The sequence below is a fragment of the Vibrio sp. TRT 2004 genome (assembly GCF_050113735.1).
In the GTDB taxonomy this organism is placed as follows: Bacteria; Pseudomonadota; Gammaproteobacteria; order Enterobacterales; family Vibrionaceae; genus Vibrio.
Map to the genome: position 1 here is coordinate 1 of NZ_JBNJOH010000090.1, position 3,136 is coordinate 3,136.

Genomic DNA, 3,136 nt, shown 5'->3' on the forward strand with positions numbered 1-3,136 from the left:
GCTACGACGATTAATGGATGTAGCCGATCAGATCGTAGCTTCTTGATTTAGTTCCATCGATTTAAGCAACAAAGCCAGTTAAAACAGGAAAAACCGGGGGAACTTGGCGAAATAGCACGAGTATTGGCGGAGAATAACATTAATATTTTAGTGCAATACAGTGACCATGCTAACCAACTGATATTAATAACGGACAATGATAGTATGGCTGCATCTGTTACGCTCCCTTGGGCAATAAAGTGAACTTGCGATGGCTAATTTAATACGAAAAGAGGTTACCTTTGAGTCCTCAATAGCCGCGATAGGGGCGGCTATGTCTGACATTTCACGAGTTAAAATACTCAGTGCTTTGATGGATGGGCGAGCTTGGACGGCCACTGAGCTAAGTTCTGTGGCGAATATATCAGCTTCAACGGCGAGCAGTCATTTATCTAAATTATTAGATTGCCAGCTAATCACAGTAGTAGCTCAAGGCAAGCATCGTTATTTTCGGCTAGCAGGAAAAGATATTGCTGAATTGATGGAAAGTATGATGGGGATCTCCTTAAACCATGGCGTACATGCCAAAGTTTCCACGCCAGTGCATTTACGAAAAGCACGTACTTGCTATGATCATTTAGCTGGCGAAGTTGCCGTTAAGATCTATGATTCCCTTTGTCAACAGCAATGGATCACTGAAAATGGTTCAATGATCACATTAAGTGGTATTCAATATTTTCATGAAATGGGAATTGACGTTCCTTCCAAACATTCACGTAAAATCTGTTGTGCGTGTTTAGATTGGAGTGAACGCCGTTTCCATTTAGGTGGGTACGTTGGAGCCGCATTATTTTCGCTTTATGAATCTAAAGGGTGGTTAACTCGACATCTTGGTTACCGTGAAGTTACCATCACGGAAAAAGGTTATGCTGCTTTTAAGACCCACTTTCACATTTAAGTTGTTTTTCTAATCCGCATATGATCAATTCAAGGCCGAATAAGAAGGCTGGCTCTGCACCTTGGTGATCAAATAATTCGATAGCTTGTCGTAATAATGGCGGCATACTATCAGTAGTAGGTGTTTCCCTTTCTTCTTTAGCGACTTGATGCTCTTGATCTTCCAATACGCAACCTAAAGTAAAATGCCCCACAGCGCTGAGTGCATATAATGCATTCTCTAGTGAAAAACCTTGTTGGCATAAAAAGGCTAATTGATTTTCGAGAGTTTCATACTGTTTTTCTGTAGGCCGTGTACCTAAATGTACTTTTGCTCCATCGCGATGACTTAGTAAAGCACATCTAAAACTTTTAGCGTTATTACGTAAAAAATCTTGCCAGCTTTCCCCTTCTAAAGGGCAAAAGTGAGTATGGTGCCTATCTAACATCTCAATGGCTAAGGCGTCGAGCAAAGCCCGCTTATTTTTTACATGCCAATACAATGTAGGCTGCTCTACACCTAGCTTCTGGGCGAGTTTACGGGTTGTTAAACCTTCGATTCCGACCTCATTAAGCAGCTCTAATGCGCTGTTAATCACTTTACTTTTATCTAATCTAGACATCATTAATTCCTAATTTTTGTTGACACTCTATCATTGATAGAGTTATTTTACCACTCCCTATCAGTGATAGAGAAAAGTGAAATGAATAGTTCGACAAAGATCGCATTGGTAATTACGTTACTCGATGCCATGGGGATTGGCCTTATCATGCCAGTCTTGCCAACGTTATTACGTGAATTTATTGCTTCGGAAGATATCGCTAACCACTTTGGCGTATTGCTTGCACTTTATGCGTTAATGCAGGTTATCTTTGCTCCTTGGCTTGGAAAAATGTCTGACCGATTTGGTCGGCGCCCAGTGCTGTTGTTGTCATTAATAGGCGCATCGCTGGATTACTTATTGCTGGCTTTTTCAAGTGCGCTTTGGATGCTGTATTTAGGCCGTTTGCTTTCAGGGATCACAGGAGCTACTGGGGCTGTCGCGGCATCGGTCATTGCCGATACCACCTCAGCTTCTCAACGCGTGAAGTGGTTCGGTTGGTTAGGGGCAAGTTTTGGGCTTGGTTTAATAGCGGGGCCTATTATTGGTGGTTTTGCAGGAGAGATTTCACCGCATAGTCCCTTTTTTATCGCTGCGTTGCTAAATATTGTCACTTTCCTTGTGGTTATGTTTTGGTTCCGTGAAACCAAAAATACACGTGATAATACAGATACCGAAGTAGGGGTTGAGACGCAATCGAATTCGGTATACATCACTTTATTTAAAACGATGCCCATTTTGTTGATTATTTATTTTTCAGCGCAATTGATAGGCCAAATTCCCGCAACGGTGTGGGTGCTATTTACCGAAAATCGTTTTGGATGGAATAGCATGATGGTTGGCTTTTCATTAGCGGGTCTTGGTCTTTTACACTCAGTATTCCAAGCCTTTGTGGCAGGAAGAATAGCCACTAAATGGGGCGAAAAAACGGCAGTACTGCTCGGATTTATTGCAGATAGTAGTGCATTTGCCTTTTTAGCGTTTATATCTGAAGGTTGGTTAGTTTTCCCTTTTTTAATTTTATTGGCTGGTGGTGGGATCGCTTTACCTGCATTACAGGGAGTGATGTCTATCCAAACAAAGAGTCATCAGCAAGGTGCTTTACAGGGATTATTGGTGAGCCTTACCAATGCAACCGGTGTTATTGGCCCATTACTGTTTGCTGTTATTTATAATCATTCACTACCAATTTGGGATGGCTGGATTTGGATTATTGGTTTAGCGTTTTACTGTATTATTATCCTGCTATCGATGACCTTCATGTTAACCCCTCAAGCTCAGGGGAGTAAACAGGAGACAAGTGCTTAGTTATTTCGTCACCAAATGATGTTATTCCGCGAAATATAATGACCCTCTTGATAACCCAAGAGGGCATTTTTTACGATAAAGAAGATTTAGCTTCAAATAAAACCTATCTATTTTATTTATCTTTCAAGCTCAATAAAAAGCCGCGGTAAATAGCAATAAATTGGCCTTTTTTATCGGCAAGCTCTTTTAGGTTTTTCGCATGTATTGCGATATGCATAAACCAGCCATTGAGTACAGGGCGAGATCGCGAACGTTTTTTGAACAATTAGAACGATCGATTTGACGATCACAATTACCTGTGATCATATACT

At 41.1% G+C, this 3,136-nt stretch carries 3 protein-coding genes; 2 read left to right on the forward strand and 1 reads right to left on the reverse strand.

Annotated features, from left to right (window positions below; all coding sequences use genetic code 11):
• Positions 1–313: 313 nt before the first annotated feature.
• Complete coding sequence (locus ACQEXR_RS19775) at positions 314–937, forward strand: ArsR/SmtB family transcription factor (RefSeq protein ID WP_001280391.1); 624 nt, start codon at positions 314–316, stop codon at positions 935–937.
• Here the strand turns inward: ACQEXR_RS19775 and tetR(B) are convergent.
• Positions 915–1,538 carry a tetracycline resistance transcriptional repressor TetR(B) gene (gene tetR(B) / locus ACQEXR_RS19780; protein WP_000088605.1) on the reverse strand — a complete coding sequence of 208 codons (624 nt, stop codon included), beginning with the start codon at positions 1,536–1,538 and terminating at the stop codon, positions 915–917. The two genes, ACQEXR_RS19775 and tetR(B), sit on opposite strands and share 23 nt — an antisense overlap.
• Positions 1,539–1,619: 81 nt before the next feature.
• On the opposite strand from tetR(B), the gene tet(B) reads away from it, so the two are divergent.
• Positions 1,620–2,825, forward strand: a complete 1,206-nt coding sequence (gene tet(B), locus ACQEXR_RS19785) for a tetracycline efflux MFS transporter Tet(B) (protein WP_031944061.1) — start codon at positions 1,620–1,622, stop codon at positions 2,823–2,825.
• Positions 2,826–3,136 lie beyond the last annotated feature (311 nt).